The sequence below is a fragment of the Caulobacter sp. FV1ye6ST genome, assembly GCF_058681225.1.
In genome coordinates this window covers 2394488-2419805 of sequence record NZ_CM178733.1, presented here as the reverse complement: position 1 = coordinate 2419805, position 25318 = coordinate 2394488, and the positions used below count along the sequence as shown (strand labels likewise).

The following is a 25318-nucleotide window of genomic DNA, read 5'->3' as shown; positions in this document are numbered from 1 at the left end:
TCGTGATCAAGGATGGTGGGCCTGGGCGGTTGCGCCACCTTCGGCCCAGTCGCGATAGAGGGCCTGATAGGCTGCTTCCAAGGCGCTCGCTGTGGCGGAGGAGTCGAAAGGGCCTCCCGGACGATGTCGCCCCGCCTCCAGCCGCGCCCTGATCCGCTCACGCGCGAGCGGATCAGCCGCCAGAGCGATCGCCTGCTCGACATGAGCCTCGGGAGACCCCGCGATCAGGTCGTCCATGTCGAGGAAGTGCAGAAGGCTGGCCGTGACCCGTGAGGCGAAGCCTTCGCCGACGAAGGTCAGGGCCGGCAAGCCCGCCCACAGCGCGTCGCTGGCCGTGGTGTGCGCGCCATAGGGACTGGCGTCGAGAAAGAGGTCCGCGGCTTGGTGCCGTGCGAGATGATCGGGGTAGTCTTTCCAGCCGAGCCAGGGCGCGAACACGATCCGACCAGGATCGACGCCTGCGTACGAGGCTTCGCGCCGATAGACCGCCGCGGTCGCGTCGCTGGGTTGCAGCAGCCAAAGCACGCCGCCGGGCGTGGCGTGGAGGATGCGCATCCAGCGACGCCAGACCTCGCGTCCGATCTTGTAGCTGGCGTTGAAGCCGCAGAACACCACACCCGCCTCCGGCAAGCCGAGCTGGACCCGTGACGGGCTTGTTCCGACGGGGCGGGCGGAGTCGTTGGGCTGATAGCAGACCGGCAGCCGCACAAGGGTTTCGTCATATCCGGCCTCGGCGCCCGGGGGCATGACGATCGGATCGCCGATGATGGCGTCGACGAGTCCGCCCAGCGGGCCAGGATATCCCAGCCAGTGGACGATGACGGGCGCGGGCCGCCGGACCAGGATGTCCGGCCGGGCGTTGGCGGTGTTGCCCTTCAGATCCACAAGGACATCGACACCCCGCGCCCTGATGCTCTCCGCCGCATCGTCGTGCGATAGTCCCCCCAGGCGAACCAGGCGATCGGCGGCGGCCTCGAGTCGGCGGCGCATGGGTGTGCCGTCATCGGGGCCATGATCGAGCAGGACCACTTCGACCGCGTTCCGATCATGCCGCTCCAGAACCTCGACGATCAAACGCGCCGTGGCGTGCTCGAAGAAATCGGACGACAGGTAGCCGATCCGCAGGCGTTCGGCCGACCGCGGCGAAAACCGCGGCGGAACGGTGCTGACCCGCTTCACCCTATCGAGAACGAGGCTGCGCGCGGCCTTCAGATGGCAAGCCTCCATCCCCGCGAGCGACAGCAGAGGAAACGAGGCGACTTCGCAATCGCTGGTCCGCATGGCGTCTTCGAGCTCTGGCTTAAGACGCTCGATTTCCGACCACGCCGCCAGATATTGCAGACTGTGGATCAGTTCGCAGAGGATCGTTGCGCGCCGCGCGCCGGCGCCGGGGAGGGCGCGCTTCAGGCATTGTACGGCGGCGGCGTGGTCGTCCAGCTGGCGCTTGACATAGCCCAGCCCTTCCCAGGCCACCGAAAGATCGGGAGCTCCCGATAGCGCCAGACTGTAGTGGGCTTGAGCCGACTCCAGCTGATCTTGCATGCGCTCGGCGGTGGCCAGATCGCACAGCGCCGAGACCGAGAAGCCTGCCGTGACAGCCTCATGCAGCCATTGGGATCCTTCTTCGAGGCGCCCTTCCATCAGGAAAGTCACGCCCTTCTGCTGGATCAGCGCCGCGCTCCCGGGCGCGAGATCGAGGGCGTCGTCGAACAAGGCTCGGGCGCCCGCCGCGTCGCCGGCGAGAATGGCCCGCCGCCCCGACTCGAACAGCGCGAGCGCCTCGCCCGCCAAAGGCGCGGTCGCCTTCGTCAGCGGCGGCCCCAGATCGATCGCCTCGCCCAACCCCTCCACGATTTCTCTAACCCCTTGAAAATAACGCCGTTGTGCGAACCGGTCCCATTTTGGGCTTATACAAGCCTGGATCGTATCTTGCGCTTTCAACAACTATGATCCTACATGACACAAGAAAAGCGCGTATTTCAATGATTGCAACCGTCTGATCAGGGCGCGGTGGCACGGCCGCGGGGAGGATAGTGTGGGCGATAATTTCCTGGGTGAGATCAGAATCTGGGGGTTTGACTGGGCCCCCAAATATTGGGCGCTGTGCAACGGCGCCCTCCTGCCGGTCCAGCAAAATCAGGCGTTGTTCGCCTTGCTGGGCACGCAATACGGTGGCAACGGCTCGACCAATTTCGCGCTGCCCGACCTGCGCGGCCGCGTGGCGGCGGGGTCCTCGCTCGGGGGACCCACGGGGCCGGGTCTGACAGCGTATCCTACCGGCGCGGTGGCTGGGCAGGAGACCGTCACGCTCCTCAACACCAACATCCCCCAGCACAACCACAACGTCATTGGCGTGAACACCAAGGGCACGACGGTCAACGCCACCGGCCAAATAATCGCCAATGTCGCGCCGGCCGCGGCCACCTCGACAGTGGCCTATCAGGTATACAGTGGCAGTTGGTCATCCAGCACGCCGCTGAACAACGCCACGATCGGCATGGACGGCAGCAATATCGCGCACGCCAACATGCAACCGTACGCGGTCGTCAATTTCACGATCGCGCTGTCCGGCATCTATCCGAGCCGAAGCTAGCACGGTCCGGGCGACGGTGTTCGCCCCTGACGTTCAATCCCTCAAGGAAGACGATCCATGGACCAGTATGTGGGTGAAATCCGCATGTTCGCGGGGACTTTCGCGCCGGTAGGTTTTTTGTGGTGCGACGGCTCCCTTCTATCCATCGCGCAATACCAGGCGCTCTTCGTGCTGTTGGGCACGACCTGGGGCGGCGATGGTCAGACGACCTTCGCCGTACCCGACCTGCGCGGCAATCTCCCGGTCGGCCAGGGGACGGGCTCTGGCCTGACGACGCGGATCCTCGGCCAGCGCGCCGGCACGGACTCCGTGACGTTGGTCGAGGGCAACCTGCCCCAGCACAATCACTCGTTCAACGTGCAAACCTCCCCCGCGACCACATCGTCGTTGGCCTCGGGGGCGGCGTTCGCGTCGCCGACGACGAACCAGAGCTCCGGCGCGGTCGCCGACTACGTCACGCCCACCACGTCGCCCGCGCCCGTGGCCTGGACGCTCGCCCCGCAGGCGGTCACCACCTACGGCATGAACGGGGCGCACGAGAACCAGATGCCGTCGACGAGCATCAATTACATCATCGCCTACGAAGGCATTTTTCCGAGCCGTCCCTAATAGGAGAGATCGAACATGGCCGACGCGTTTACCGGCGAGATCCGGCTCTTCGCCTTCAATTTCGTCCCGACGGACTGGGCGCTGTGCAACGGGCAGCTGCTTCCCATTCAACAGAACACCACGCTCTATTCGTTGCTAGGCGTTCAGTACGGCGGCAATGGCACCACCACCTTCGGCTTGCCAGACCTGCGTTCGCGCGTCGCGAAAGGCGCTAACCCGATGTACGCCACGGGCGAGGTCGAGGGCGTGGAGGGCGTCGCTCTGGATGTCACGACGACGCCGGCGCACCGCCATAGCCTGACCTTCTACAATACGACCCCGGCCTTGAAGGTGCCGACCGCGACGACCAACACCTATCTGTCGTCGCCGGTCTACCAGCCGGGCGGGACAGCCGCGGCCGCCGCGGCCGTCGCCTATGCCGCGACGACCGCCACGCCCCAGGTCGTCCTCAACCCTTTGACGGTAGGCTTCTCTGGGGCGGGGGGGCAGCATGAGAACCGCCAACCCTTCCTGTCGATGGGCTATTTCATCTGTCTCTACGGCACGTATCCGTCACGTCCCTGAGACAAACGCGCTGGACGCGACGCCCGTCCAGGCGGCGGGCGTCGCGTAAGCCTTCCAAGGCCGTTCGGACGGGTTCAAGATTTCCGACATGATCGTCACGCCTCCGCCGCCGTTGACACCACAATTGCGTCGTCTCGCCGTCGCCTTGCGCCCTCGCTCGGACGCGGACGCCGATTTCCTCGAGGCGGTTTATTTCGCCCATCGCTGGGAGGAGGTGGCCCAGACCGGCTGGCCCGAACCCGTGCGCCTTGCCTTTCTGTCGGATCAGCATCGTCTTCAACGCCTTCACTACGATCAGCACTATCCGGATGCGTCCTACGCCGTGGTCGAGGAGTATGGTCGGCCCGTTGGTCGCCTCTACACACTCTGCAGCGCTGGCGACATGAGGATCATGGACATCGGCCTCATGCCCGAGGCGCGGGGGCGGGGACTGGGCGGCGCGTTGTTGGACGCGGTGCTACGCCAAGCCCCCACGCTTGGCGCCGGCAAGATCAGCATCCACGTCGAACAGAACAATCCAGCGCGCCGCCTCTACGAACGCCTGGGTTTCGTCAAGGCCGGCGAAGCCAACATCTACGATCGCCTCGAACGCCTCGTCGAACCCGAGACCGCGCGTTGAGACCGGCAATCAGTTGAAGACCATCTGATACCGAAAGGCGCCCGCGTCGGTCTTTCCGATACAGCCGATCATCAGCTCGTGACGGCCCAATCCCGGAAGCTCCAGCGCATAGAGGCCCTGGGCGATCATCATGGCCGGATTGGAACCATCCATGACCACGATGAAGGCTTGCCGGCCGCCGGTCGGCGCGGGGATGCGGCTTGTGGCGACCTCCGAAATCGTCAGGGGCTCCTTGTAGTCGGGTTGGTCAAAGAGCACGGTCTGGCCGATCAGCGGTGCGAAATCATCGGCGGTCAGTCGGTCGAGCACGCTGTTGCTTTCCTCAAAACGGTTCTTCCTGAACGGGAAGTGTTTTCAAATAATATCTGAAGCTGCGCTGGCGCCTAGAGCGTGCCGATCCGCGCGATGGGCGTGAAATCAGCCATGTCTTCGCCGCCGCAGACCACGCCGCCGCCCGCTTCCAGCCAAGCATGGGCGGCGAGGCCGGCCGCTTCGCGTCGCATGCCCAGATGAACGACGGCGCCGAGCCGGCGCCGCCGCAACATCCACTGTCCCGCGAGCGCCCGGGCCAGGCAGGTCGTCTGGCCCGGGAGGCGGCGCGAAGCGCTTCGCAAGGCCTGGGCCACGTCCGCCGCGCGCTGATCGCCCGGCGCCCCGGCCAGCGATCCGCGCTCGCCAGGGGATCGCTCGCCCGTCAGGAGCCGATCGATCGGCGCGACGATCAGGAGGATGCGCGCGGTCACGATGCACAGCACCGCCTCGGCCAGGATCGGAGCGCGGCGCATACGTACGACCTGTGGCGCGAGGCGCGAGGATGACATCGAGCTTTCCAGGCCTGTGCGGCGGCGACTGTAGACTACGATCGGCGAGACTAATCTTCCAAGGTCGACGCACGCCGCGACTTCAACCTGGATCAGCGCGCCGCCAAGGCGGATGGCTGGGGCGTCCGCGATGGCGCGCGCGCCCCCAGCCGATGGCGACGGCGCCAGAAGAGGTGGTTCGGCCACCGCCGCTCGACGCCGTACCAGGCCTCCAGATGCCGCAGGTAGCGCGTGCGCACGCGCCCGAGCTCGGCGGCGTATTCAGCGCACGCCTCGCCGTCGCCCCGAAGCAGCCGGTCGACCGTCTCGGCGCCGGCAAGACCGGTATAGAGCGCGTTGAAGAGGCCTTGCGAGGAGAGAGGGTCAAAGGCGAGGGCCGCGTCGCCGACCGCCAGCCAGTCTGGTCCGGCCGGTGACGAAGCGCGCGCCCCGTGCGCCGCGCAATAGCCGGTCGCGATGATGCGCCAGCGTTCCTCGGCGACTAGGGCGCCGAGCATCGGCAGGGCGCCGGCTCGCGTGATCAGGTCCGCCGGCCTGGCGGCCAGAGTCCTGGCCAGGGGAAGATCCGCATCCGTGTGGAAGGCCACCAGCGCTTCGCCGCGCGGAAGCGGGGCGGCGTACCACCAGCCTTCGGACTCGGCCTCGATCTGGGTAACGCCGGCGGGCAGGTCGGCTTCGGCGCGAAGCCAGGCGCAGACCAGGCGATCGTCGACCTCGCGGGTCACACCCGCGCCGCGGAGGAGCCGAGAGCCGCGACCGCTGGCGTCGATCAGGACGCGGGCCTGGACGCCCTGGACCCGGCCCTCTTGCTCGAGAGACAGACGCCAACCCTGGGCTTGGCGGGACACCGTCAACGGCCGTGCCGGCGCCAGGAGGCGCGCGCCGCGGGCTAAGGCCGTGGCGCGCAAGCGCTGCTCGAAACGCGCGCGGTCCAGGTGCCAGCCGTGACCGTCCGGATCCGCCAGCGCATCGCGCTCGGCGGGCGCGGCCCGGCCCCAAGCGCCCCGATGAAGGTGGCGCGCCGCATGGCCGTCGGACAGAAATCCCTCCCAGAGGCCCATGTCGCTGAGCAGCCGGCGAGCCGCACCGGGCAGGGACTCGCCGACGCGGCCGCGCGGCGCGGGCCAGCGATCGACCAGCAGCACGCGCCAGAACGGCGCCAGATTGAGCGCCGCCGTCGCCCCGGCCGGTCCGGCGCCGACAATGGCGACGTCGACCTCGTCCATCTATTTGAACTGCACAGGCAGGCCCAATGGGAAACGGCGGAACTTGTCGATGTTCGAGATGTCCACCTGGCGGTTGGTTCCCGGCGAGCCCGCGTGGGTCGCGCCCTGGTGGGCGGGCGACTTCAGGCTGCGCGCACCCTTGCCGTTCTTGGGGATCACGTCGTGGATGGTCTTGCGGCGGTCTTCGACCTCGATCACCGCCGGGAAGGCGTCGGTGTCCGTCGGCCCCTCGCGCACCTCGACCACGCCCAGGTGGTCGAAGTGCTCGATCATGTTGTTGATCTGGTCGGTGTAGCTGGTCGTGCCCAGCGGATCGATCCAGGCGGCGCGGTTGGCGAAAGCGGCGCGGCGCTCGGAGAGCGGCCGCTTCCTATCCATGACGATCTCGTAGTTCTCCTCGGTCAACACCTGGTCGGGGACGCGGGCGGGCCAGAAGGCGGGCACATAAGGATCGTAGGCGGTGTCATAGCCCGAGCGGCAACTGGCGCTGTCGGTCTGCCATGGCACGGCCATCCAGCGGGTGACGCCGCCGGGGATCTGGCCGTACAGTGGGCCATTGGGGATGGTCATGCCGTCGCTCGTCAGCACCTCGCCCAGGTTCGGCGCCACCCAGTCGGGCAGGACGTGGGCGAAACGGAAGGGCGCCATGTACATGGTCGAGGCGCGCACCGGCCAGGTCATCTCGCAGCCAGGATGGAAGGCGTCGGCCAGGCAGAAGTCCAGCGCCGCCTTGGTGAGCACGTCGCCCTGTTCGGCCAGGGGCGCCTGGTCGATCGACGTCGGCGGAACGCGCTTGGGGTCGTAGTCGGCGTCGAAATCGCCCTTGGCCCACTGGTCCAGCATGGCCAGCTGGCAGTCGCTGAGCGCTGCGTTCTGACGCGGCGTCGGAGCCGCTGGGATGGCCATGGCGTCGCCGTACAGCCACGGCCAGGGCGTCGGCGCCCAGGAGTCGACCGCGAACCGCCGGAACGAGTTGGACAGGACGCGGCGGATCTCCTGGGTGGCCGGGCCCGGGTCGGCAAGCTTGGCGATCCCTTCCGGGGTCATGAAGTCGAAGGCGCCTTTCCAGCCGAAGCCGGCCGCGAAGCCCGCATTGACCCATTGCAGCCCAGCCATCCGCTCGAAGATCGGCAGGATGTCGTGGGTGAAGGACGCACGCTTTGGCGCGGGCAGGGTTCCGGCCTTGATGGCGACGTCGCGCATCAGGTCCCACATGGTGCGCACCGACTTGCGCTGCGGGCCGAAATTGGGCGGGGCGACCACGACCCAGGCCGGGACCACCTCCAGCGGGACGCCGTTCAGCTTGACCTTGGCGGTGACCGGACCGTCCGAGATGTCGTCGTACCACCCCTCGTTGTTGGCGAAGGTGATGGCCCAGCTGCCATCGCACGAGGCCGACTTGCCGTGGCCGCCCAACACGATCAGGCGCTGCTCGGCGTCGGTCGAGATCTCGCCGAGATAGACCTTGTCGCCCATGAATTCGCCGTCGTCGAAGGCCCTGGGCTTGGCGGCGCGCCCGGCGACGTGGCGGGGCTTCGGGGTGATGGCCAGGCCAGCGCGGTCGGCGATGGAGGCGTTGCGCAGAACCGTCGGCGGGGCCGAGGCGGCCTCGGGAATGTCCAGGGCCAGTTGGAAGCCGTACCAGGCCGATTTGGTGTTCGCCAGTTGGACGGACCAATCGATCTGGACGTCGTCATGCTCGCCGGTCAGCTCGCGCACGATGTCGCCCTTGGCGTTGACGCCGTAGACCCGGAAACGAGCGGCCTGGCGTTTCAGCCGGCCGTGCTTGTCGCGATAGGCGCCGCGGGGCAGGGGCTCGGGATCGGGGGTTTCCGGGCCAAGATACCATTCGTCCGGGCTGTTGCCGACACGGGCGATGCCGATCGGCGGATAGATGGCGGCCTTGACCACGCAGGTGTCGGGCGGCGTGTCCGGCGCCAGGTGCGGCTGACGCGGCTCGGCTGGATCGCGGAGCGGCTGGCCGTTGGCCTCGTGGCGGGTGTCCGCGCTGGCGGCGTAGACGGCCTTGCGCACCGCGGCGATCGAGGATTCGGGAACCGGAGCCTGCTCGGGCGGCACGCGGAAGATGTTGAAGGCCAGCGACTGGCCATAGGCGGCCTGACCGCGATCCTCGACGTCCTGGCTGGGGATCACAAGAGTGGCGACGTGGATGAACGGGCTCTCGGCCTCGGGCCACGCGACCGTGGCCTCATCCAGCGGCATGGTCGCCGGGTTGGTCCGGCGCTGAACCATGAACTTGAAGCGGTATTCTCGTTTCAGCAGGCGGCCGGCCATGTCGGTGGCCAGGTAGTCGGGCGCGTCATTGGCGACGTTTTCCGGCGGGGTTTCGGGATCGAGCCGATACTTGACCGCCTGCTTTTGCCCCGCTCCGAACGGCAGGATGCCCCAGTAGGTGGTGGTCAGGACGCTGCCCTCGACCTTGGCCATCTCGTTGAGAATGTGGTTGGTCTTTGGGTGGTGAGCCAGATACGTCGGATAGTCGCCCTGGACGACCCCGGCATAGGTGAACTGGCACATCTCCGTCGCGTTATCGACGAAGAACACCGGGTAGTTCTGGAGGATGAAGTCGGCGGTGTCGCCGGCCCCGCCATAAGCCTTCTCGCCCGGCACCCCGAACACCTTCAGCCCAATGCCGACCGTCGACTGGAGGTCGGGCGAGGTGGGCGAGGTGTCGCTGGAAAATCGCATCCAGGCCGTCAGGCTTTTGTGGGCGAAGACGCCGACCTTGAGGTCAGCGGGGATGTCCTTGACCATTTCCAGCCGACCGTGGGCCGCGCCGTGCAGCTTGCGGAACACCGGGCGCTCGGCCGGGGTCTGGCCCAGGCGGATGCGCTTCTTCTGGGCGATGTCGACGAACATCTCGATCAGGCGGTTGATCGGGTCGTCACCGCAGTCGAAGCACGGCGGTATCGGCGGGTTTTGGCTGCCCATGATCCATATCCCAGATGATCGACGTCATCCAAGGAGTTCATGCTTCCCTTGGTTGTGTCAATCTAATCTTCCCGCCAAGGCAGCGCCGCGTTGCGAAGCGGCGCCGCTACCCCCGGCGCGGCGGCCGGGAGGCGGTGAGCGCGGAGGTCGCCTTGACGCCTTTAGTGGCAGGCGCGTCTACACGGACCGCTATATGGCGCCGTTTTTCGTGTCCTGATCGTAAGCGCGGCCTTTACGACCTTCAGATAGTAGACCGGTGGGCAGAAGCTTGCTCAACCGGGGCAAAGAGCTCGATCTCCACCAAGGATTGAGTCCATTCTTCTGGAGCATCGCTTTGTCGGACGACGTCACGCCTCACTTTGTCGATGTCCACGTCGGATCACGTCTTCGCATGCGTCGTCGCGTCCTGGGATTGAGCCAGACGGTCTTGGCCAACGCGGTCGGACTGACCTTCCAGCAGCTGCAAAAGTACGAGCGGGGCCACAACCGGATCAGCGCTTCAAAGCTCTATGGCTTGGCCCTGAGGCTGCAGAGTCCGGTGTCGTGGTTCTTCGAGGGGCTGCCGTCGACGGACGCCGAGGAGGTTTCCGAGGCCATGCGTCAGGCCGAGGAACAGGCCCACGCCTTGCAGGCCTTCCTGCTTTCCCCCGAAGGCCTTGAGTTCGCGACCCTGCTGCCGCGAACGTCGAAGAGCGCCCGCTCGCAACTGCTCAATCTGGTGCGGGCGATGGCCGGCGAGGACGACGGGGTCCGCTGATCCGGCCCCGCCTCACGTCGCGCGTCTCGGGCAGATGCTCGGTCCCTTGAGCTCGCTTCAGCGTCATCGCATTGGCGGTGCGGCGGTCGCGCCTTCCAGCGCGCTCCGCGCCAGGTTCGCCTTGGCGGTCACCTCGCGCGCATAGGCCTCGGCCTCGCCGACGGTCTTGATGGCCGCCACCTTCGCCTGGATGGCCGCGATCTCGGCGGGATCGCCGCGGGTCAGCTCGATGTCGGTCTTCACCAGGATCTGCAGGAAGCCGATGCCGTTGCCCGACTCCGGCAGCGGCGACGTATCGTCCGTCGACAGTACGGCTGGCTTGGCGGCCCTGACCATGGCCTCGGCGGGATCGTTTAGCGTGGTGGGGCAGTCGGTGCGCGGTTCCGACAGCGACAGCAGGTGGGTGAGGGGATTGGCCTTGGCGTCGCGCTGGGTCATGAAACCCGTGCCATAGAGGGCGTTCAGCGTCGCCGAGACCGAAGCATGGTCGTACAGCGTGTGGTCCACCGTGCCGGCCGGGATCAGCGGCGAGACGATCACCGCCGGCACCCGCACGCCGTAGATGTCGAACAGGAAGCCGCCTGAATTGATCGACAGGTCCCGCGGCGCGCCGTCGTCGGGCGGCGTGGCGGCCTGGGTCTGGACGCTGTCATAGAAGCCGCCGTGCTCGTCATAGGTGATGATCAGCAGGCTGCGCTGCCAGACGGGCGAGTTGCGGATGGCCTCGTAGACGGTCTTGATCAGGCCCTCGCCGCCGGCCACCGAGTCCATCGGATGCTGAGAAGAGCCGCCGGTGTAGGAGCCGCCATAGACATCGCCATAGTTGGGCTCGATGAAGGTGTAGGCGTACGGGTAGGGGCCCTGCAGGTCCGAGGCGAAGCTGCCGATCGAGTTGGTGTCGACCCCATAGGTGATCCCCTTCAGCGACGAGACCTGCGGGATGCCGCCCAGCACCGAGCCATTCTGATCGGCGTAGATCCGCCACTGCAGGCCCTTGTACGACAGCTTGTCGAAGATCGACTTGCCGCTGGGATAGGTGAAGCCGTAGCCGGGCGCTTCCCAGGTGGCGATCTGCTTGCTGGAGGGCGAGTCCGCCCAGCCCGCCGACGAGGCGCCGTGCACGAAGAAGCGGTTGGGCCAGGTCGGGCCGGGGATCGACGCATGCCACGCGTCGCAGATCGCGAAGCTGGTGGCCAGTTGATAGATCACCGGCAACTGCGAGGGCGTGTCCAGGCCCAGCATGACGTCGCCCCACTCGGGTCGGGTCGGGAGGTTGGGATTGTCCGAGGTGATCTCGCTCCGCGTCGTGGCGTAGTTCGAGACGAAGCCGCTGTTGTTGGTCGCCGGATAGGCCGTCCACGGCTCGCGCCGCTGGGCGACCGCGGCGCCGCAAAGCTGCTCCAGCACGTCGGCGAACTCGTGGCCGGGATCGGTGGGCATGGCCGATGGGCCGCCAGGGCCGAAGTTGTAGGTCTGGCCCTGATAGGCATTGCTATCGGCGGGCGTGGCGACGGTCAGACCAGGGATCTTCGACAGGGCGAACATGTTGTCGAACGAGTGGTTTTCCAGCATCAGCACGAAGACGTTATCGATCGCCGTATAGGGACCGATCCTGTTCATGCTGGTGGAGGTCCCGCCGGACGCCACATTGATGTCGAACGTCCTGGTGTCGACCGTGAAGCCCAGGGTCTTGCCGACGTCACCGCTCTGTAGCTGGCATTCCTTCCAGTTGGCGACGGCCCAGGAGCCGACGCTGGAATAGATGCCCGGGGCCGAGCCGTTCGACACCGCCAGCTTGATCGCCCAATAGTCCAGGACCCACCCGACGTTCAGGCCCAGGCGGAAATAGACGGTCAGCGGCCCGACCTGCTGACCCGGCTGGGCGACCCAGGTCGCGCTTTGAGTGCCGTCGGTGCTGTTGTTGTGGAACAGGGTGATCGTGGCTTCGCCGTCGGTCCGGTTGGTCACATAGACCTGCGCCGACACCCGATCGACCGGGTTCATCGGGGTCGAGGTCCCGCCGGACTTCAGGTTGATGTTGAACGTCGTGCTGCTGACCTGGAAGGTCAGGTTCTGGCCCGCGTCGGGACCTTGCAGCTGGCATTCCTTCCAGTCGCTGTATTGCAGGACGCCGGTGCTCTCGTAGAGGCCCGGGGTGGAACCGCCGGTGACGTTGATCTCGCACGCCCAATAGTCCAGCACCGACCAAGAGCCAAAGCCGGTGTTGAAATTGACCGTCAGCGGTCCGACGGTCTGGCCGGGCTGGGCGGTCCATTGTCCCTGCTGGTTACCGTAGTCGGAGTTGTTGTGCATCAGGCTGATGGCCGCCACGCCATCGGTTGTGTTGGTGATGTAGACCTGAGCGGTTTGCGGCGTGGACATGACCTGACGTTCCCCATTTCGTCGGCGCGCCGGATGGCGACAAGCGGCGCGACTTCGCGGTCGGCGCGAGCCTGGACGCGAGCGGTTCTAAACTAGGGCCTGAACAAGGTTGGGGGCGCCGCAGCTAGCGAGTCAATCAAAAAGGGATTATTATAAAAAACAATTATAGCGAGTTTTGTCTCACGAGCGCGTGGATTCCCGTTGCGCGTCGCGGCGCGGATGAGAAGACTTGGCGTGAAGCGGTTTCCAAGCCCCGCGGCGACTGGCTAAAGCGCGATGGCGCGCGGCGAACTTCTCCGCATGGACCTCCATGGCCGCTGACTCGCGACGGGGATATGTCCATATGCAACATCGGCGAACAGGCACAATATTCCGATAATATATCTTAGACGATATGTGGATGTAGCCGCCATTTAGTAATGTCGCACCGTGCCATTTAGACATGTCACCCTCCGCCGCAACCGCGACGGAGGCCTCCAGGATGGCGTTGCATTTCATGAGCGACAAGGAGCTCTCGCGGCTGGAGATCCTTCGCGATCTCGCTAGCGGCCGGCTCACGACGCCGGCGGCGGCGCAGCTGCTGGGCCTGGAGCGACGCCAGGTTCAGCGATTGGCCAAGGCCTATCAGGAGCAAGGCGCCACGGCGCTGATCTCCAAGAAGCGTGGTCAGCCGAGCAACCGGCGCACGCCATCGACCGTCAAGACGCAGGCGCTGGACCTGATCCGCGCGCGGTACTCGGGCTTTGGTCCGACGCTGGCGGCCGAGAAGCTCCGCGAGCTCCACGGCGTTTATATCGGGCGTGAGACACTGCGGATCTGGATGCTTGAGGCCGGGCTATGGGCCGATCGCCAGAAGCGGCGTGGTCGGGTCTACCAGCCGCGCTATCGCCGGGAATGCGTCGGCGAGCTCATCCAGGTCGATGGGTCCGATCACTTCTGGTTCGAGGACCGCGCCGACAGCTGCACGCTGCTGGTCTTCATCGACGACGCCACCAGTCGGCTGATGCACCTGCAGTTCGTCCAGTCGGAGTCGACCTTCGCCTACTTCAACGCCACCCAGCGCTACCTTGAGGCCCACGGCAAGCCGATCGCCTTCTACACCGACAAGCATGCGGTCTTTCGGGTGAACAAGTCCGGCGGCCTCCATGGAGACGGCATGACCCAGTTCGGCCGCGCCCTCAAAGCCCTGAGCATCGAGATCATTTGCGCCAACTCCAGCCAGGCCAAGGGCCGGGTCGAGCGGGCCAACAAGACCCTGCAGGACCGGCTGGTGAAGGAGCTCAGGCTCGCCGGCGTCAGCTCGATGGACGACGGCAACGCCTTCCTCCCGAGCTTCATGGCCGACTACAACACGCGCTTCGCCAAGGCGCCGTTCAACGACAAGGATCTTCACCGGCCCATGGCGCCGCGGGACCGATTGGACGAGGCGTTCACCTGGCGCGCCGAGCGGACACTCTCGCAGGCGCTGACGCTCCAGTACGACAACATCCTCTTCATGATCGAGCCATCCGAGTTCGCGCAAGGAGCGATCGGCCAGCGCGTCGAGGTCGTCGACTTCCCCGATGGCCGCCTGGAGATCCGCCACAAGGGTCGCAGCATGCCCTACCGGACCTTCGACAAGGTTCGGCGCGTCACCGAGACGGCCGTGATCGAGAACAAGCGCCTGGGCGGCCTGCTCGCCTTGATCAAACAGAGCCAGGCGGCAGGGCCGCCTGGGGCACGCACCCGTAAAGGTCCCAGGCGCCGCGATCAGACCGGACATATGTTCGGGGTGGGTTAAGCCCCCTGCCCTGATGTCCGGTTTCCGGCGCAGACCCGATTTCTGCACCCGACCGAGGCTGTGTGAAAACCCCGCAAATCAGCTAGAATCCTGACATCAGACGAGCTGTCAGGAGGTGGAGTTGAGCCGCTTCGTTGAGGGTTGCGACCGCCTGCAGCCAACGCTGCTTCCCGAATGTCTGGACGACTACGTGGCCGAGGAGAACCCGGTGCGTGTGGTCGATGTCTTCGTCGACGAGCTGGATCTGGCGTCGCTGGGCTTCGAAGTGATGCCGGCGGCGACGGGACGTCCGGCCTATCACCCGGCCATGCTGCTGAAGCTCTACGTCTACGGCTACCTGAACAAGGTGCAGTCCAGCCGCCGGCTGGAACGCGAGGCGCGGCGCAATGTCGAGCTGATGTGGCTGACGGGCCGGCTGGCGCCCGACCACAAGACCATCGCCGACTTCAGGAAGGACAACGGCCCAGCGATCCAGGCGGCCTGCGCCCAGTTCGTGGTGCTGTGCCGCCAGATTGGTCTGTTCGGCGCGGCCCTGGTGGCCATCGACGGCAGCAAGTTCAAGGCGGTCAACACCCGCGATAAGAACTTCACGACCAACAAGCTCAAGAAGCGCCTGGAGCAAGTGGCCGAGCACATCGCCGGCTATCTGCGCGACCTGGACACCGCTGATCGTCAGGAGGGCGAGGCCGCCGAGACGCGATCGGAACGCCTGAAGGAGAAGGTCGAGCGGCTGCGCGAGCAGATGCGCTGGCTCCAGTCGATGGAAGCCAAGGTCTCGGCCTCGCCGGATGGCCAGGTCTCGCTGACCGATCCCGATGCCCGTTCGATGGCCACCACGGGACGCGGCAGCGGAATGGTCGGCTACAACGTCCAGTCCGTCGTAGACGCTGAGCATCACCTGATCGTCGCCCACGACGTGGTCATGACCGGTAGTGATCGCCAGCAACTCTCGGCCATGGCCGCCCAGGCCAAGGACGCCCTGGGTGTCGACGAACTGGAGGTGCTGGCCGACCGCGGCTACTTCTCGGGCGAGGAGATCCTGGCCTGCGAGGCTTTGGGCGTCACGCCCTATGTGCCCAGGCCCCTGACCTCCGGGGCCAAGGCCAATGGCCGGTTCGGCAAGCAAGACTTCGTCTATCTGCCTGACCAGGACGTCTACCGTTGCCCCTCGGGCGCGCTGCTGCCGCGCCACATGACCAATGTCGAGAACGGCATGACGCTGCACCGGTACTGGGATCACTTCAGTTGCCAGAGCTGCGCGCTCAAGCCCCAGTGCACGCCGAGCATCACCCGACGGGTGACCCGCTGGGAGCACGAGGCGGTCATCGACGCCATGCAAAGGCGGATGGACCTGACGCCCGGCGCCATGCGCCAGCGAAGGCGGACCGTCGAGCACCCCTTCGGCACGATCAAGGCCTGGATGGGATCCACACACTTCCTGATGAAGCGCCTTCCCAATGTGAAGACCGAGATCGGCCTCCACGTTCTGGCCTATAACCTCAAGCGGGTGATCGCCATCCTGGGCGTGGCGCCGCTCATGGAGGCGATCCAGGCCTGACGCCGGCCTCGCCGCGCGCTCGCCCCGTCTGGCCATGCTGCGGCCGTCAGCGGGTTTTTACACAGCCTCGACCCATTGCGGACTCGCCAGTAACGGCTAGCTTTGGCGGATGGGCCAACTCTCTTTCAGCGTTACGCCGGACGGTGACGGTGTTTGGCAAGTGCATGCGCACTTGGAAACAGAGACTTTCAGTGGGAGGGGCTGGTCATGGGGCTCCCCCGAGAGTTTCAGCGACTTCGCTGATCAGCTCTCCGCGTATCCAATTCGGGCGGGCGAACCGCCAAGACTGCAACTCGCTTACGGAATGGGTGACGGTGACGACCTGCGGCTAGCAGTCGAAGTCCGGCCAGTGGGAAGCCTGGGCACCCTAGAGGTCCGCGTGGAGATTGCAGACCCGGACGATCCGTCCTGCAGATTGAAGGCAAAGCTAATGACTAGCTACGCGGCAATTGATCGGCTGGTGCCTCAGCTGCGCAGCCTCGCGGCAGGAGCGCGAAAGGACGCAGTGCTTACCAGCGGGTAGAATGTCTCCTAACCACCCGTCGGCGACGCTAAAAAGGTCCGGTGTTGGTTTAGCCGTTGGGCCTTCGGCCAACACATTGTCCAGCATGCCACGCACCGCCACCGTCGAGACACGTGTCCTGAGCGACCGTCGGCGAAAAGCGGATGTAGGCGACAGCCGCGACCAGCACTGCAGCAATTAGCCCAAGGGCGATCCAGAGCCTTTTCATAAGGCGAAGCTAGCCCCGCCAATGTCCGACAACCACCGATGCCGTTGAAAAAGGCCTCTTATCTGGCGGGCGTTAGGTAGCGATGAGAGCCGTTGTCGCTCAGGCTGGTGAGGCGTGAGGCTGCTGCTGGACGAGTTTGGCGAGTTTGCGGAGGTTTTGGGCCGTCGCGGCGAGGAGGAACTCGTCTCTGGCGCCGTTGGGGCCTCGTAATCTAAGGCGATCCAACCCGACGATGCGCTTGAGGTGGGCGAAGAGCATCTCGACCTTTTTCCGTTCGCGCCGGGAGGTGATGTAGGCGTCGGTCTTGGCGATGTCGCGGGCCATGTCACGCGCGCCCTCGTGGATCGAGCGGGTCACTTTTCGATAGGGCTGGTTGGGGCAGCAGGCCGTCTTGAGCGAGCACGGCTGGCAGTCGTGGGTGCTGGCGCGGTAGCGGATGGTGTCGTCGGCGGGCTGGGCGTTGCGCGGAACCTTGAAGGCGCGCCGGCTGGACTTGAGCAGCTTGCCGCCCGGGCAGGTGTAGGCGTCGGCCTGGTGGTCGAAGCTGAAGTCGGCGCGGGAAAAGGTCCCGTCATCGCGCTGGGATTTGTCGAAGACAGGAATGTGGGGCTCGATGCCCTGATCATGGACCAGCCAGTCGAGCATCTCGGCCGTGCCGTAGGCGGTGTCGGCGGCCAGGCGCTCGGGATAGAGACCAAGGCGGTCGTTGGCGCGCTCGATCATGGTGCGACAGGCGGCCAGCTCGCCCTGACGCACCGCCGTCGAAGGCTCGACATCGACGATCACCGCATGATCCAGGTCGATGAGGTAGTTGGTGCAGTAGGCGAAGCTGGCCGGCCCGGCTTGGGCGGCGGTCCATCGCGAAGCCGGATCCGACAGTGAGATGTACTTGGGGATGACGGGCGTGGCCGCGCCGAAGGCTGCGTCGTCCAGGACCGCCAGATACTCCTCGATGGCCCGCCCGGCGGCCTCTGCCGGCAAGCCCGCGGCGCCATCGACGGCGGTCCTGTGCCGGCTGGCGTCGGCGCGGATGATACTGGCGTCAACGGCGAAGCCCTCGCCGCCGACCAAGCCCTCGGCAATGCAGCGGCGCACCACGCTCTCGAACAGCTCGCGCAGCAGGTCGCTGTCGCGGAAGCGGCCGTGGCGGTTCTTGGAGAAGGTGGAGTGATCGGGCACGTCGCCGTCCAGGCCCAGGCGGCAGAACCAGCGGTAGGCGAGGTTGAGGTGGACCTCCTCGCACAGTCGGCGCTCGGAGCGCACGCCCATGCAGTAGCCGATCAGCAGCATCCGGATCATCAGCTCCGGATCGATCGAGGGCCTGCCGATCGCGCTGTAGAACGGCGCCAAATGGGCCCGCACGCCTTCCAGATCGACGAACCGATCGATGGCGCGCAGCAGGTGATCCTGGGGCACGTGCCCATCGAGCGAAAACTCGTAGAACAGAGCCGGCTGCTCGATCCGACGCTCGCCCATCATGGCCGCGACCTCCTGCTACAACAGGAGTGAATCAGGCCGCAGGCGCCGCCTCAACGGCCTTTTTCAACACAATCCACCCTTCTGAGAAGTTCGGAACGTCCGCTCGCGGCGAGCAAACCCGTCAGAGCCTCGCCCGCCTGGCGGCGCGCTCGGTGAGATCAAAAAGACGAAGCCGCCCTGCCCTTGCCACGGTCGCCGGTCGGGCTCTGCGCTCCGTGAAGGCTCCGCGCCCGCCCGCCGCCCGACCCCAAATGCAGAGCCAGGTGACATTTCTAAATGGCAGACTCCGCGACATCTCTAAGCGGCGTAGACAGTGGATATTTGACCCTACGGTTTCACTGAACTCCCTATTTCCGCGAGCCGCGGCTACGCCGATACGAGTTGCCATGCCCTTCCACGTTTTCGCGTTTCCGCGGCTGACAAAATGCGCCTGGAGCGACAGCCTCAAACCGGATTTCGACACAGGTCCAGCGCTGGCGCTGATCTACCGGCCGCTTTCGTGATCACTCGCTCAGCCTGATCAGCGGCTTCGCCTTCGGCGGCTCGTGCGCCGCCTGAAAGAAAGGACTGGCGAATTATGTGTGAAGACACGCTTCTTGTTGCCGTGGCGCGTTGACCCCAAGTCGACCGCCTTCAGAGTTTCCTCGATACGCCCAGGCCCTCAACGAACGCGCCGCCCCCCACGCCTCGGCCGACGCGTCCTCCCTGGACTGTACGAAGGTCGGCTGACGGGCGCTGGAGGAACTTGAAGCGTCCTCAAGAGCTATGCCTCCGCTTCAGGGAGGCCTCGATGACTGGCGCCACGATCAAACGCGATCTCAGGACGGGCCGCTCGCTCTGGGCCGACAGCCCTGGACTGGGCGTCCCGGTGCGACCGCTGACCGCCGCGATCAGCGTCGATGTAGCCATCGTCGGCGCCGGAATCAGCGGCGCCTTCATGGCCCATGAGCTGTCGAAGGATCACTCGGTCGCGGTGCTGGACCGACGCGCGCCGCTGATGGGGTCGACCCTGGCCTCGACAGCGCTGCTGCAGTGGGAGATCGACCTGCCGCTCACGGCGCTCGCCACGCGGATTGGCGCGGCGAACGCCAGGCGGGCCTATCTGAGGTCTCGCCAGGCCGTCGACGCCCTGAAACGGATCGTGGCCGAAGAGCGGATCCCCTGTGGACTAAAGGACAAGTCGTCACTCTACCTGGCCGGCGACGCCTACGGCCATCGCGCGCTGGAGGCCGAGGCGGAAGCGCGCGCGGCCATCGGCTTGGATAGCCGCTATCTGAATTCCGCGGCGTTGCGCGAGCGCTTCGGCGTGGATCGAACCGGAGCCATCCTCTCAAGCGGTTCGGCCAGCGGCGACCCCGCCCGACTGGCGGCGGGGCTGCTGAGACGCGCCCAAACGCGTGGCGCGAAGGTCTGGTCGCCCGTCGAGGTCCTGAGCGCGGTCAGCGATCCCGACGGGGTGACGCTGCTGACCGACGCGGGTCATGCGGTGCGGGCCAAGTCGCTGGTGTTCTGCTGCGGATACGAATTCCCCAAGGGCGTTCCAACTCCGGGCGCGGAGATCATCTCGACCTGGGCGATGGCCTCGAAGCCGCGCCAGCGCTGTCCCGCCTGGCTGCGGGAGATGCTGGTGTGGGAAGCATCCGACCCGTATCTCTATCTGCGCATGGGCGGCGATGGCCGCCTGATTGTCGGCGGTGAGGATGAAGCCTCCGCCACCGCGCACCAGGACAAGGCGAAGCTGGAGCGAAAGTGCGAGACCATCTCGACCAAGCTAAGGCGGCTGTTGCCCGACGTGGCGTTCAAGATCGACTATGGCTGGGCCGGCGCCTTCGGCGAAAGCGCGACGGGCTTGCCCAGCATAGGGCCGGTTGAGGACATGGCGCACACCTGGGCCGTCATGGGCTTTGGCGGCAACGGCATCACCTATTCGGTCATCGCCTCGCAGGTCGTCGCGGCGGAGGTGCGGGGCGAGAAAGACCCGGACGCGGGTCTCTATAGGTCGTGACTTGAGCCCCCCTACCCGCCCGGGTGCAGTCCAGGCGCTTCCTGGCCCGTGCGGCTGACATATTCGGTGTAGCCGCCGCCGTACTGGTGGACACCCTCGGGCGTCAGCTCCAGCACGCGGTTCGACAGGGCCGCCAGGAAGTGGCGGTCGTGCGAGACGAACAGCATGGTGCCTTCGAAGTCCGCCAGCGCCGCGACCAGCATCTCTTTCGTCGCCATGTCGAGGTGGTTGGTCGGTTCGTCCAGCACCAGCAGGTTCGGAGGATCGAACAGCATCTTGGCCATGACCAGGCGCGCCTTCTCGCCGCCGGACAACACGCGGCAAGGCTTCTCGACATCGTCGCCGGAGAAGCCGAAGCAGCCGGCCAGGGTGCGCAAAGCGCCCTGCCCCGCCTGCGGGAACGAGCTTTCCAGAGACTCGAAGATCGTCTCTTCGCCGTCCAGCAGGTCCATGGAGTGCTGGGCGAAATAACCCATCTTGACGCTGGCGCCGATGTTGACCCTGCCCTGGTCGGGGGCGGTGGCGCCGGCCACCAGTTTCAGCAGCGTCGACTTTCCGGCCCCGTTGGCGCCCAGGACGCACCAGCGCTCCTTGCGGCGCACCAGGAAGTCGAGGCCTTCATAAATCCGCTGGGCGCCGTAGCCCTTGTGGACATCGCGCAGGCTGATCACGTCTTCGCCCGACCGGGGCGGGCTCTGGAACTCGAACTGCACCGCCTGGCGGCGGCGAGGGGCCTCGACCCGTTCGATCTTGTCGAGCTTCTTCACCCGGCTCTGGACCTGGGCGGCGTGGGAGGCGCGCGCCTTGAACTTCTCGATGAACTTGATTTCCTTGGCCAGCATGGCCTGCTGGCGCTCGTACTGCGCCTGGCGTTGCGCCTCGCCGAGCGCGCGCTGCTGGTCATAGAAGTCCAGATCGCCCGAATAGGTAATGAGCGAGCCGCCGTCGATCTCCACCACCTTGCCGATGATGCGGTTCATGAACGCGCGATCGTGCGAGGTCATCAGCAGCGCGCCCTCATAGTTCTTGAGGAACGCCTCCAGCCAGATCAGGCTTTCCAGATCCAGGTGGTTGGAGGGCTCGTCCAGAAGCATGCCATCGGGGCGCATCAGCAGGATGCGGGCCAGCGCCACGCGCATCTTCCAGCCGCCCGACAGCAGGCCGACATCGCCGTCCATGCGTTCCTGGCTGAAGCTCAGGCCGGCCAGTACTTCGCGCGCCCTCGCCTCCAGCGCATAGCCGTCCAACTCCTGGAAGCGCTCCAGAACCTCGCCATAGCGCTCCATGACGGCGTCAAGCGTGTCGGCCTGGTCCGGATCGACCATGGCCGCCTCGAGCGTGGCCATCTCGGCGGCCAGAGCGCTGACAGGGCCGACGCCATCCATCACGGCGGAGACCGCGCTCTGACCCGACATCTCGCCGACGTCCTGGCTGAAATAGCCGATCGTCATGCCGGGATCGATCGAAACCAGCCCGTCGTCAGGTTGCTCCTGACCGGTGATCATGCGGAACAGCGTCGTCTTGCCGGCGCCGTTCGGGCCGACGAGGCCGACCTTTTCGCCCTTCTGAATGCCCATCGAGGCTTCGATGAACAGGATCTGGTGGCCGTTCTGCTTGGAGATATTGTCGAGGCGGATCATGGGGCGGTCTGCTAACGCGCTTGGGGCCAGAACGCCAGCCTTGGAGGCGCGCTTCTGTCCTGTGTCGACTTGGCGACCGCAACCTCGTCTTCCGGCCGGCGTTAGCCTCCCACATCCAAACAATCGGAAGACGCTCATGGCCACCCCGGCGAAAACCAAGGCCAAGACGGCCCCGCGCGCCAGCGCCAAGCCCCCGACCTCGACGCAGGTCCCCCAGCCCGCCGGTCCCTCGACGCAGGGCGAGGTCCTGGTCGCGCCCGGCGGCGAGACTCACCAGCAGGCCGATGGTCCGGCCACCCAGCTGACCACCAACCAGGGCGTGCCGATCGCCGACAATCAGAATTCGCTGAAGGCCGGCGCGCGCGGGCCGGTGCTGCTGCAGGACTTCATCCTGCGCGAAAAGATCATGCACTTCGACCACGAGCGCATTCCCGAGCGCGTGGTCCATGCCCGCGGCTCGGCCGCGCACGGCTTCTTCGAGTGCCTGGAGTCCTGCGCCGACGTCACCTGCGCCGACTTCCTGCAGCGTCCGGGCGAGCGCACCCCGGTGTTCACCCGCTTCTCGACCGTGGCCGGCAACAAGGGCTCGGCCGACTTGCCGCGCGACGTGCGCGGCTTCGCGGTCAAGTTCTATACCCAGCAGGGCAATTTCGATCTGGTCGGCAACAACATGCCGGTGTTCTTCATTCAGGACGCCATCAAGTTCCCGGACCTGATCCATGCGGCCAAGCAGGATCCCGACCGGGAATTCCCGCAAGCGGCCACCGCCCACGACACCTTCTGGGACTTCATCTCGCTGACGCCCGAGAGCATGCACATGATCATGTGGGCGATGAGCGACCGGGCCATCCCGCGCTCATTGCGGATGATGGAGGGCTTCGGTGTCCACACCTTCCGGCTGGTCAACGCGGCCGGCGACTCCACCTTCGTCAAGTTCCACTGGCGGCCCAAGCTGGGCGCCCAGTCAGTGGTCTGGGACGAGGCGCTGAAGATCAACGGCGCCGATCCCGATTTCCACCGCCGCGACCTGTGGGAGGCTATTCAAGGCGGCGATTTCCCCGAGTGGGAGTTCTGCCTGCAGACCTTCACCCAGGAACAGGCCGACGGCTTCGACTTCGACGTGCTGGACGCCACCAAGTTGATCCCGGAGGAGGTCGTCCCCCTCCGCGTCGTGGGCCGCATGGTGCTGGACCGCAACCCCGACAACTTCTTCGCCGAGACCGAGCAGGTGGCCTATTGCGCCGCGCACGTCGTGCCGGGCATCGACTTCACCAACGACCCGCTGCTGCAAGGCCGGCTGTTCTCGTACCAGGACACCCAGCTCAAGCGCTTGGGCGGACCTAACTTCCACCAGATCCCGATCAACCAGCCCAAGTGCCCGTTCCACAACCTGCAGCGGGACGGCCACATGCAGATGGGCGTCCCGAAGGGCCAGGTGAACTACGAGCCGTCCAGCCTGGGCGCCGACGTGGCGCGCGAGTCGCTGGAGACCGGCTTCCACACGTTCCCCAACCCCGAGGCGGGCGAACAACTGCGCGTGCGGCCGGAGACCTTCGCCGACCACTACACTCAGGCGCGGCTGTTCTTCGCCAGCCAGACCAAGCCCGAGCAGGACCACATCGTCGCGGCCCTGGTCTTCGAGCTCAGCAAGTGCGTGACGCCGCGCGTCCGCGAGGCCGTGCTGTCGCGGCTGATCCATATCGATGCGTTCCTGGCCCAGTCGGTGGCAGAGGGCCTGGGCTTCCCGGGCAAGATCGTCCCGGCCCCCGCCCCGATCCCGGCCAAGGACATGGATCCCTCGCCCATGCTCAGCCTGCTGGCCAAGGCCGAGCCGACCTTGGAGGGCCGCAAGATCGGCGCCCTGGTCAGCGACGGCTGCGACGATAAGCTGGTCGCCAAGCTCAAGACCGCCGTCGAGGCGGCGGGCGCCAAGCTACAGATCATCGGCCCGACCATCTATGGCGTGACCACGGCCAGCGGGGCGCTGCTGCCGGTCGACCACAAGATCGACGGCGGTCCCTCGGTGCTGTTCGACGCGGTGGCGATCCTGCCGTCCGACGACGGCGGCGAGCAGCTGGCGATCGAGGCGGCCGCGGTCAACTTCCTGCGCGACGCCTATGGCCACCTGAAGGTCATCGCCTACCTGCCCTCGGCCGCGCCGCTGTTCGCGGCGGGCGGCATCGTCGACGTGGGGCCGGATGACGACGCGGGCCTGATCGCCCTGCCCGACGCCAGCCTCGACGACTTCATCGCCGCGGCCTCGGCGGGCCGCATCTGGGCGCGCGAGCCCCTGGTGCGTCCGCCGCCCAAGCCCACCGCCGCGGCGGCCTGAGCGCCGTATCTCGCATGATCGATTGCCTGATCATCGGCGGCGGGCCCGCCGGCCTGACCGCAGCCATCTACGCCGCGCGCTTCCACCTGTCCGTCCAGGTGGTCGACGCTGGCGATAGCCGCGCCGCGCAAATCCCCCTCACCCGCAACCACGCCGGCTTTCCCGAAGGGATATCCGGCGTGGCGTTGCTGGAGCGCATGCGTGAGCAGGCGACCCTCTACGGAACGAAACTGGTCGCGGGCCGGGTTACGGACTTGAGGCCCATTCCGCAGGGCTTCAAAGCCACGCTGGCCGATCGCGAGATTTCGGCCCGGGCCGTCTTGCTGGCTACCGGCGTGACGAACCGCCGCCCGTTGATGGATGACGATCTTCACGCCGAGGCGCTCCGGCAGGGCCGTCTACGCTACTGCCCGGTTTGCGACGGCTACGAGGTCACCGATCAAGTCGTGGCGGTCGTCGGCCGTGGCCCGCGAGCGGCTCGTGAGGCGGAGTTCCTGCGCGGCTACACCGCCGATGTCAGCCTGATCGGCCTGACGGGAGAGGACGGCCTGGATGAAGCCGCACGGGCTCGTCTCGACATCATCGGGGTCAAGCGTTTCGCCGGACCGGTTCATGATTTCCATCTCGAGAGCGACGGACTTGTGGTGACCTGCACGGCGGGACGCCCGCGGTTCGACGCCGTCTATCCGTCACTGGGATCGGACATCCATTCGGACCTCGCGCGCGCCCTGGGCGCGGCGGTCACCGAGGAGGGCTGCATCAAGGTCGACAGTCACCAGCGCACCAGCCTTCCCGGCCTCTACGCCGCCGGCGACGTCGTGCTGGGGCTGGATCAGATCAGCCACGCGATGGGCGAAGCCGGCGTCGCCGCCACCACCCTCCGCAACGACCTCGCCGCCCTGGCGCCGTTGCTGCGCTGATCATGTCTCTCTTCGGTCGATAGACTTAGACTCGATCGAGGCGGCGACGGCGGCCGGGTCGGTCGGCCTAGCCATGTCCTCGGACTCCGGGTCCGAACGGTCGACCAAGCTGGGCTCGTCATGACGCAGCTCTTCGAGGAGTTTGATGATCTTGGCGCTTTTCTTGTCGGCGAGAAGGGCCAGTTCCAGGGTGACCTGGGCGCGGCGGTCGGCCAGGAGGTCCTCCCGTCGCTGGGTGACCAGGATAAGGAATGAGACCAGCAGGGCCGCGAGGTGGCCGCCAACTCCAGCCACGCGAACGATGGCTGATCCACCCGCCCGCCGCCCCGCCAGGCCGCGAAGCCTGCCCA

19 protein-coding genes are annotated in these 25318 nt (G+C 66.3%); 10 read left to right on the top strand and 9 right to left on the bottom strand.

Annotated features, from left to right (window positions below):
* Positions 1–6 precede the first annotated feature (6 nt).
* Positions 7–1941 (bottom strand): O-linked N-acetylglucosamine transferase, SPINDLY family protein, encoded by a 1935-nt coding sequence (locus ACW175_RS11880; protein ID WP_492104659.1) that lies wholly within the window; start codon positions 1939–1941, stop codon positions 7–9.
* Between the two features lie 94 nt (positions 1942–2035).
* On the opposite strand from ACW175_RS11880, the gene ACW175_RS11875 reads away from it, so the two are divergent.
* The 4 genes from ACW175_RS11875 (at position 2036) to ACW175_RS11860 (ending at position 4385) form a co-directional block, all read left to right on the top strand.
* Entirely contained in the window at positions 2036–2593 is a 558-nt protein-coding gene (locus tag ACW175_RS11875; protein WP_492104658.1) for a phage tail protein, read from the top strand.
* A 57-nt stretch (positions 2594–2650) separates the two neighbouring features.
* Positions 2651–3202 carry a phage tail protein gene (locus ACW175_RS11870; protein WP_492104657.1) on the top strand — a complete coding sequence of 184 codons (552 nt, stop codon included), beginning with the start codon at positions 2651–2653 and terminating at the stop codon, positions 3200–3202.
* A 15-nt stretch (positions 3203–3217) separates the two neighbouring features.
* On the top strand, positions 3218–3766 hold the full coding sequence (locus tag ACW175_RS11865) for a phage tail protein (protein WP_492104656.1): 549 nt from the start codon (positions 3218–3220) through the stop codon (positions 3764–3766).
* Between the two features lie 88 nt (positions 3767–3854).
* On the top strand, positions 3855–4385 hold the full coding sequence (locus ACW175_RS11860; RefSeq protein WP_492104655.1) for a GNAT family N-acetyltransferase: 531 nt from the start codon (positions 3855–3857) through the stop codon (positions 4383–4385).
* Between the two features lie 9 nt (positions 4386–4394).
* Here the strand turns inward: ACW175_RS11860 and ACW175_RS11855 are convergent, their stop codons facing one another.
* The 4 genes from ACW175_RS11855 to ACW175_RS11840 form a co-directional block, all read right to left on the bottom strand.
* Entirely contained in the window at positions 4395–4694 is a 300-nt protein-coding gene (locus ACW175_RS11855; protein ID WP_492104654.1) for a DUF6916 family protein, read from the bottom strand.
* Positions 4695–4768: 74 nt separating this feature from the next.
* Positions 4769–5206 carry a lasso peptide biosynthesis B2 protein gene (locus ACW175_RS11850; RefSeq protein WP_492104653.1) on the bottom strand — a complete coding sequence of 146 codons (438 nt, stop codon included), beginning with the start codon at positions 5204–5206 and terminating at the stop codon, positions 4769–4771.
* Positions 5207–5298: 92 nt separating this feature from the next.
* Positions 5299–6432: an NAD(P)/FAD-dependent oxidoreductase gene (locus ACW175_RS11845; protein WP_492104652.1), complete on the bottom strand. Its 1134-nt coding sequence runs from the start codon at positions 6430–6432 to the stop codon at positions 5299–5301.
* Positions 6433–9384, bottom strand: coding sequence for a LodA/GoxA family CTQ-dependent oxidase (locus tag ACW175_RS11840; protein ID WP_492104651.1), 2952 nt, complete (start codon positions 9382–9384; stop codon positions 6433–6435). It abuts the gene before it with no gap.
* A 391-nt stretch (positions 9385–9775) separates the two neighbouring features.
* Here ACW175_RS11840 and ACW175_RS11835 point away from each other — a divergent pair, with 391 nt between their 5' ends.
* Positions 9776–10141: a helix-turn-helix domain-containing protein gene (locus tag ACW175_RS11835; protein ID WP_492104650.1), complete on the top strand. Its 366-nt coding sequence runs from the start codon at positions 9776–9778 to the stop codon at positions 10139–10141.
* A 63-nt stretch (positions 10142–10204) separates the two neighbouring features.
* On the opposite strand, the gene ACW175_RS11830 is transcribed toward ACW175_RS11835, so the two are convergent.
* Positions 10205–12523, bottom strand: coding sequence for an alkaline phosphatase family protein (locus ACW175_RS11830; protein WP_492104649.1), 2319 nt, complete (start codon positions 12521–12523; stop codon positions 10205–10207).
* A gap of 481 nt (positions 12524–13004) precedes the next feature.
* Between ACW175_RS11830 and ACW175_RS11825 the strand changes: the two genes are divergently transcribed.
* Positions 13005–14303 (top strand): ISNCY family transposase, encoded by a 1299-nt coding sequence (locus tag ACW175_RS11825; protein ID WP_492102945.1) that lies wholly within the window; start codon positions 13005–13007, stop codon positions 14301–14303.
* 121 nt (positions 14304–14424) lie between these two features.
* Entirely contained in the window at positions 14425–15861 is a 1437-nt protein-coding gene (locus tag ACW175_RS11820; RefSeq protein WP_492102035.1) for an IS1182 family transposase, read from the top strand.
* An 830-nt stretch (positions 15862–16691) separates the two neighbouring features.
* Here the strand turns inward: ACW175_RS11820 and ACW175_RS11815 are convergent.
* Positions 16692–18071, bottom strand: a complete 1380-nt coding sequence (locus ACW175_RS11815) for an IS1182 family transposase (protein ID WP_492102944.1) — start codon at positions 18069–18071, stop codon at positions 16692–16694.
* 790 nt (positions 18072–18861) lie between these two features.
* On the opposite strand from ACW175_RS11815, the gene ACW175_RS11810 reads away from it, so the two are divergent.
* A complete protein-coding gene (locus ACW175_RS11810) occupies positions 18862–20076 on the top strand; it encodes an NAD(P)/FAD-dependent oxidoreductase (RefSeq protein WP_492104648.1) in 1215 nt (404 codons plus the stop codon).
* A gap of 11 nt (positions 20077–20087) precedes the next feature.
* Here ACW175_RS11810 and ACW175_RS11805 read toward each other — a convergent pair whose 3' ends face one another.
* On the bottom strand, positions 20088–21716 hold the full coding sequence (locus ACW175_RS11805) for an ABC-F family ATP-binding cassette domain-containing protein (protein WP_492104647.1): 1629 nt from the start codon (positions 21714–21716) through the stop codon (positions 20088–20090).
* Between the two features lie 136 nt (positions 21717–21852).
* Here ACW175_RS11805 and ACW175_RS11800 point away from each other — a divergent pair, with 136 nt between their 5' ends.
* Both ACW175_RS11800 and ACW175_RS11795 read left to right on the top strand, forming a co-directional pair.
* Entirely contained in the window at positions 21853–24048 is a 2196-nt protein-coding gene (locus ACW175_RS11800) for a catalase (RefSeq protein ID WP_492104646.1), read from the top strand.
* A 14-nt stretch (positions 24049–24062) separates the two neighbouring features.
* On the top strand, positions 24063–24968 hold the full coding sequence (locus ACW175_RS11795) for an NAD(P)/FAD-dependent oxidoreductase (protein ID WP_492104645.1): 906 nt from the start codon (positions 24063–24065) through the stop codon (positions 24966–24968).
* On the opposite strand, the gene ACW175_RS11790 is transcribed toward ACW175_RS11795, so the two are convergent.
* A complete protein-coding gene (locus tag ACW175_RS11790; protein ID WP_492104644.1) occupies positions 24969–25262 on the bottom strand; it encodes a DUF1003 domain-containing protein in 294 nt (97 codons plus the stop codon). It lies immediately after the preceding gene.
* Positions 25263–25318: the final 56 nt, after the last annotated feature.

Excerpts from the sequence above, each read along its gene's own strand:
- ACW175_RS11800 (WP_492104646.1), top strand. The coding sequence starts at position 21,853 with ATGGCCACCCCGGCGAAAACCAAGGCCAAGACGGCCCCGCGCGCCAGC.
- ACW175_RS11860 (WP_492104655.1), top strand. The coding sequence starts at position 3,855 with ATGATCGTCACGCCTCCGCCGCCGTTGACACCACAATTGCGTCGTCTC.
- ACW175_RS11840 (WP_492104651.1), bottom strand. The coding sequence starts at position 9,384 with ATGGGCAGCCAAAACCCGCCGATACCGCCGTGCTTCGACTGCGGTGAC.
- ACW175_RS11795 (WP_492104645.1), top strand. The coding sequence starts at position 24,063 with ATGATCGATTGCCTGATCATCGGCGGCGGGCCCGCCGGCCTGACCGCA.
- ACW175_RS11830 (WP_492104649.1), bottom strand. The coding sequence starts at position 12,523 with ATGTCCACGCCGCAAACCGCTCAGGTCTACATCACCAACACAACCGAT.
- ACW175_RS11825 (WP_492102945.1), top strand. The coding sequence starts at position 13,005 with ATGGCGTTGCATTTCATGAGCGACAAGGAGCTCTCGCGGCTGGAGATC.
- ACW175_RS11805 (WP_492104647.1), bottom strand. The coding sequence starts at position 21,716 with ATGATCCGCCTCGACAATATCTCCAAGCAGAACGGCCACCAGATCCTG.
- ACW175_RS11870 (WP_492104657.1), top strand. The coding sequence starts at position 2,651 with ATGGACCAGTATGTGGGTGAAATCCGCATGTTCGCGGGGACTTTCGCG.
- ACW175_RS11815 (WP_492102944.1), bottom strand. The coding sequence starts at position 18,071 with ATGATGGGCGAGCGTCGGATCGAGCAGCCGGCTCTGTTCTACGAGTTT.
- ACW175_RS11810 (WP_492104648.1), top strand. The coding sequence starts at position 18,862 with ATGACTGGCGCCACGATCAAACGCGATCTCAGGACGGGCCGCTCGCTC.
- ACW175_RS11845 (WP_492104652.1), bottom strand. The coding sequence starts at position 6,432 with ATGGACGAGGTCGACGTCGCCATTGTCGGCGCCGGACCGGCCGGGGCG.
- ACW175_RS11850 (WP_492104653.1), bottom strand. The coding sequence starts at position 5,206 with ATGTCATCCTCGCGCCTCGCGCCACAGGTCGTACGTATGCGCCGCGCT.
- ACW175_RS11865 (WP_492104656.1), top strand. The coding sequence starts at position 3,218 with ATGGCCGACGCGTTTACCGGCGAGATCCGGCTCTTCGCCTTCAATTTC.
- ACW175_RS11835 (WP_492104650.1), top strand. The coding sequence starts at position 9,776 with ATGCGTCGTCGCGTCCTGGGATTGAGCCAGACGGTCTTGGCCAACGCG.